The following is a 5,134-nucleotide window of genomic DNA, read 5'->3' as shown; positions in this document are numbered from 1 at the left end:
TCGCCGCGGTCACGCGCCGGGCCCACGTCGCCACACCGTGGCGACGGGCCGACCTCCGAGAGTCCCGAGTCATCACCTCAGGTCTAGTGCCCCGCGGGAAGGTCGTGCAAGGGGTGACCGGAATGTCGGTCCCTCCCGGTGCGCCGCGGTCGGGCTGGTGTCGGACCCGGCTCGTAGGGTTGGGGCGTGGCTGACCCGTCGACCTACCGCCCCAAGCCCGGGTCGATCCCTACCCAGCCCGGCGTCTACCGGTTCCGCGACAAGGACGGCCGCGTCGTCTACGTCGGCAAGGCGGTCAACCTGCGGTCGCGGCTGTCGTCGTACTTCCAGGACGTGGCCGGCCTGCACGCCCGCACCGCGACCATGGTGACCACGGCCGCGTCGGTCGAGTGGACGGTCGTCGCGACCGAGGTCGAGGCCCTCCAGCTGGAGTACTCCTGGATCAAGGAGTACGACCCGCGCTTCAACGTGAAGTACCGCGACGACAAGTCCTACCCCTGGCTGGCCGTGACCGTCGGCGAGGAGTTCCCGCGGGTCATGGTCGGGCGCGGCGCCAAGCGCAAGGGCACCCGCTACTTCGGTCCGTACAGCCACGCTTGGGCGATCCGCGAGACCGTCGACATCCTGCTGCGCGTCTTCCCGATGCGCTCGTGCAGCAACGGCGTCTTCAAGCGGTCGGCGCAGATCGGCCGGCCCTGCCTGCTCGGCTACATCGACAAGTGCTCGGCGCCGTGCGTCGGCAACGTCAGTGCCGAGGAGCACCGCGAGATCGTCGACGACTTCTGCGAGTTCATGGCCGGCCGGACCCGGCCGTTCACGCGCCGCATCGAGCAGGAGATGTACGCCGCGTCCGACGCCCTCGACTTCGAGAAGGCCGCGCGGCTGCGCGACGACCTCGGGGCGATGGAGCGAGCGCTGGAGAAGCAGGCCGTGGTGCTCGGCGACGGCGCGGACGTCGACGTGATCGCGCTCGCCGAGGACCCCCTCGAGGTCGCCGTCCAGATCTTCTACGTCCGGGGCGGCCGGATCCGCGGTCAGCGCGGCTGGGTCGCCGACCGCGTCGACGAGGGCGGGACGGACAAGCTCGTCGAGGACTTCCTGCTCCAGCTGTACGCCGGCGACCCCGAGTCCATCCCGCGCGAGATCCTGGTGCCGGCGATGCCGCCCGACCCGGTCACCTTCGAGCAGCTCCTCGGCGACCTGCGCGGCGCCAAGGTCGAGATCCGGGTGCCGCAGCGCGGGGACAAGAAGACGCTGCAGGAGACCGTGGCCCGCAACGCCGGGCAGGCCCTGGTGCTGCACAAGACCAAGCGGGCCAGCGACCTCACGACCCGCAACCGCGCCCTGGAGGAGATCCAGGAGGCGCTGGAGCTCGACGAGGTCCCGCTGCGGATGGAGTGCTACGACATCTCCAACCTCCAGGGCACCGAGGTCGTCGCATCGATGGTGGTCTTCGAGGACGGCCTGGCCCGCAAGAGCGAGTACCGCCGCTTCGTGATCAAGGGCGTCGACGGTCAGAACGACGTGGCCTCGATGCACGAGGTCATCACCCGGCGGTTCCGGCGACTGCTCGACGAGCAGGCCCGCTCCGAGCTCAAGCCGGGCGACGAGACCTCCGGTCCGATGCTGGTCGACCCGGAGACCGGACGACCGCGCAAGTTCGCGTACGCACCCGGCCTCGTCGTCGTGGACGGCGGCCCGCCGCAGGTCGCGGCGGCGCAGCGCGCGCTCGACGAGCTCGGCATCGACGACATCCCCGTGTGCGGCCTGGCCAAGCGGCTGGAGGAGGTCTGGCTCCCGGGCCAGGAGGACCCGGTCATCCTGGCGCGCTCGTCGGAGGGGCTCTACCTGCTCCAGCGGCTGCGTGACGAGGCGCACCGGTTCGCCATCTCCCACCACCGCTCGCGCCGCTCCAAGACGATGGTCGAGAGCGTGCTGGACGACATCCCGGGTCTGGGGGAGGTGCGCCGCAAGACGCTGCTCAAGCACTTCGGTTCGCTGAAGAAGCTCCGCGCCGCGACGGTCGAGGAGATCGCGCAGGTCCCGGGCATCGGCACCCGCACCGCGACCGCGATCAAGGACTCGGTCACGGCAGCGGCCGAGACCCGCAAGACTGTCTCCGTGAACACCGCGACCGGCGAGATCGAGGAGGGCTGAGGGATGGAGCACGGTGCCTCGACCGGCGAGCTGGTGGTCGTCACCGGCATGACCGGAGCCGGTCGCAGCACGGCCGCGAAGGAGCTGGAGGACCTCGGCTTCTACGTCGTCGACAACCTGCCACCCAGCCTGCTGAGCGACGTGGTCCGGCTGGTGGACGAGAACCGTGGGCCGAGCCAGCCGATCGCCGTGGTCGTCGACGTCCGGTCTGGGTCGTTCTTCGGCTCGCTCCAGGCCAACCTCGCCCACGGCGCCAGCGGCCGCCACGCCACCCTGGTCTTCCTGGACGCCACCGACGAGGTGCTCGTCCGGCGCCAGGAGGCGGCCCGCCGTCCGCACCCGCTGCAGGGCACCGGTCGGCTGCTCGACGGGCTGGAGCGCGAGCGCAAGGTCCTCGCCGACCTGCGCAGCACCGCCGACCTGGTCATCGACACGAGCGCCCTCAACGTCCACCAGCTCACCGACCGCATCTCCGAGTCGTTCGGCACCCCGGACACCACCCGGCTGCGGGTCACCGTGCTGAGCTTCGGCTTCAAGTACGGCATCCCGGTCGACGCCGACTTCATCGCCGACATGCGCTTCCTGCCCAACCCGCACTGGATCCCCGAGCTGCGACCGCGCACCGGCCAGGACGCCGAGGTGGCGGCGTACGTCCGCAGCAGGCCGGGTGCCGAGGAGTTCCTCGACGCCTACGTCCCGGTCCTCACCGGGGTGGCGGAGGGCTACCTGCGCGAGGGCAAGCGGTTCATGCGGGTCGCCATCGGCTGCACGGGCGGCAAGCACCGCAGTGTCGCCATGACCGAGGAGATCGCCCGCCGCCTCGACGAGCAGGGGTACGTCGCCCGCGCCATCCACCGCGACCTGGGACGCGAGTGAGCGGCCTGCGCGCCCAGTCGGTCGTCGCGTTCGGTGGCGGGCACGGTCTGCACACCTCGCTGCGGGCACTCCGCCGGCTCGTCGACGACCTGACGGTCGACGAGCTCACCGCCGTCGTCACCGTGGCCGACAACGGCGGCTCGTCGGGGCGGCTGCGCGGGCAGTTCGGGGTGCTCCCGCCCGGTGACCTGCGGATGGCGCTCGCCGCCCTGTGCGGCGACGACGAGTGGGGCACGACCTGGTCCAACGTCCTGCAGCACCGCTTCGCCGGCGACGGCGACATGAACGGCCACGTGGTCGGCAACCTCTTGATCGTCGGCCTCTGGGAGCTCCTCGGTGACCACGTCGACGCCCTCGACCGGGTCGGCCGGCTGCTGGGCGCCAAGGGCCGGGTGCTGCCGATGGCACTGACCCCGATGGACATCACCGCCGACGTCCGTGGTCTCGTCGCCGACGACCCCGACGCGCTCACGCTGGTCCGCGGCCAGGTCGAGGTCGCCACCACCGACGGGGTGATCGCCGAGATCGCCCTCGACCCGTCCGACCCGGAGCCGTGCCCGGAGGCCGTGAGCGCGGTCGAGGAGGCCGACTGGGTCGTCCTCGGGCCGGGCTCCTGGTTCACGTCCGTCATCCCGCACCTGATGGTGCCCGCGATGCGTGACGCTTTGGTGCGCACCGAGGCCCGGGTGATCGTGGTGCTCAACCTCGAGGAGCAGGCGGGGGAGACCCCCGGGTTCGGCCCGGCCGACCACCTGGCCGTGCTGGCCGAGCACGCGCCGGAGCTCCAGCTGCACACCGTGCTGGCCGACCGGGGCAGCGTCGGCGACGACCTCGACGAGCTCCAGCAGATGGCGGCGGCCACCGGCGCCGTGCTCGTGATCGACGACGTCGCCGAGGAGCCCGGCTCGGCGCGGCACGACCCGGCGTTGCTGGCCTCGGCGTACGCCCGCATCCTGGAGCAGCGCTGAGCTGAGACTCCGCTCACGGGTCCGTCCCCCTGGCCCTCCAGGGTGATTGACGCGCGTGGCAGGATCGGCCGTATGGCGATGACGGCACAGGTGAAGGCGGAACTCGCCAGCATCCAGACCACCAAGACGTGCTGCCGGAAGTCCGAGGTCGCCTCGATGCTGCGCTTCGCCGGCGGGCTGCACATCGTGAGCGGTCGGATCGTGGTGGAGGCCGAGCTCGACACCGGCGCGGCCGCGCGGCGGCTGCGCACGGACGTCCTGGAGGTCTACGGGCATCATGCGGACGTCGTGGTGGTGCAGGGCAACGGCATCCGCCGAGGCAGCCGGTACCTCGTCCGGATCGCGCGTGACGGCGAGTCGCTAGCCCGCCAGACCGGGCTCCTCGACCCGCGCGGACGCCCCGTCCGGGGCCTGCCGCCGGCCGTGGTGTCGGGTGGCGGCTGCGACGCGGTGGCCGCCTGGCGCGGCGCGTTCCTCGCCCACGGCTCGCTCACCGAGCCGGGGCGCTCCTCCTCGCTCGAGGTCACCTGCCCCGGGCCGGAGGCGGCCCTCGCGCTGGTCGGCGTCGCACGCCGGCTCGGCATCCAGGCCAAGGCCCGCGAGGTGCGTGGCGTGGACCGGGTCGTCATCCGCGACGGCGACGCGATCGGCCAGCTGCTGACCCGGCTCGGCGCCCACGAGTCGCTGATGGCCTGGGAGGAGCGGCGGATGCGCCGCGAGGTCCGAGCCACCGCCAACCGGCTCGCCAACTTCGACGACGCCAACCTGCGCCGCTCGGCCCGTGCCGCGGTCGCCGCGGGAGCCCGGGTCGAGCGCGCGATCGAGATCCTCGGCGACGAGATCCCCGACCACCTCAAGCTCGCCGGGTCGCTGCGACTGGAGCACAAGCAGGCCTCGCTCGAGGAGCTCGGCCAGCTGCACGAGCCGGTGCTCACCAAGGACGCCATCGCCGGCCGGATCCGCCGCCTGCTGGCCATGGCCGACAAGCGCGCCGAGGAGCTCGGCATCCCCGACACCGAGGCGTCCCTCACCCCCGACATGCTCGCCGAGGACGGCTGAGCCACCACGCACCGTCAACACCGCCGAGTCGGCAGAAGTTGCGCGTCGAGTCGGCAGTAACTACTGCCGACTCG

Annotated in this window: 4 protein-coding genes; all 4 read left to right on the top strand. The window is 72.1% G+C overall.

Annotated elements, in window-relative coordinates:
- Nucleotides 1-186 precede the first annotated feature (186 nt).
- The 4 genes from uvrC (at nt 187) to whiA (ending at nt 5,060) form a co-directional block, all read left to right on the top strand.
- The gene (gene uvrC / locus VMF51_RS12085; protein ID WP_325474685.1) at nt 187-2,157 is read left to right on the top strand and encodes an excinuclease ABC subunit UvrC; all 1,971 of its coding nucleotides are present in this window, start codon (nt 187-189) and stop codon (nt 2,155-2,157) included.
- 3 nt (nt 2,158-2,160) lie between these two features.
- Nucleotides 2,161-3,033: an RNase adapter RapZ gene (rapZ, locus tag VMF51_RS12080; RefSeq protein WP_325474684.1), complete on the top strand. Its 873-nt coding sequence runs from the start codon at nt 2,161-2,163 to the stop codon at nt 3,031-3,033.
- A complete protein-coding gene (locus VMF51_RS12075) occupies nt 3,030-4,001 on the top strand; it encodes a uridine diphosphate-N-acetylglucosamine-binding protein YvcK (RefSeq protein WP_325474683.1) in 972 nt (323 codons plus the stop codon). The genes rapZ and VMF51_RS12075 overlap by 4 nt, the downstream gene beginning before the upstream one ends.
- Before the next feature lie 72 nt (nt 4,002-4,073).
- Nucleotides 4,074-5,060, top strand: a complete 987-nt coding sequence (whiA, locus tag VMF51_RS12070; protein WP_325474682.1) for a DNA-binding protein WhiA — start codon at nt 4,074-4,076, stop codon at nt 5,058-5,060.
- Nucleotides 5,061-5,134 lie beyond the last annotated feature (74 nt).

Origin of the sequence: Nocardioides sp., from assembly GCF_035503875.1 — a bacterium.
Classification (GTDB): Bacteria; Actinomycetota; Actinomycetes; order Propionibacteriales; family Nocardioidaceae; genus Nocardioides.
Note: the sequence above shows the minus strand (reverse complement) of the source record. Positions and strands in the feature narration are given on the sequence as shown.

What these genes read in the sequence shown, in the direction of transcription:
- rapZ (WP_325474684.1), top strand. Translation starts at nt 2,161, where the DNA reads ATGGAGCACGGTGCCTCGACCGGCGAGCTGGTGGTCGTCACCGGCATG.
- whiA (WP_325474682.1), top strand. Translation starts at nt 4,074, where the DNA reads ATGGCGATGACGGCACAGGTGAAGGCGGAACTCGCCAGCATCCAGACC.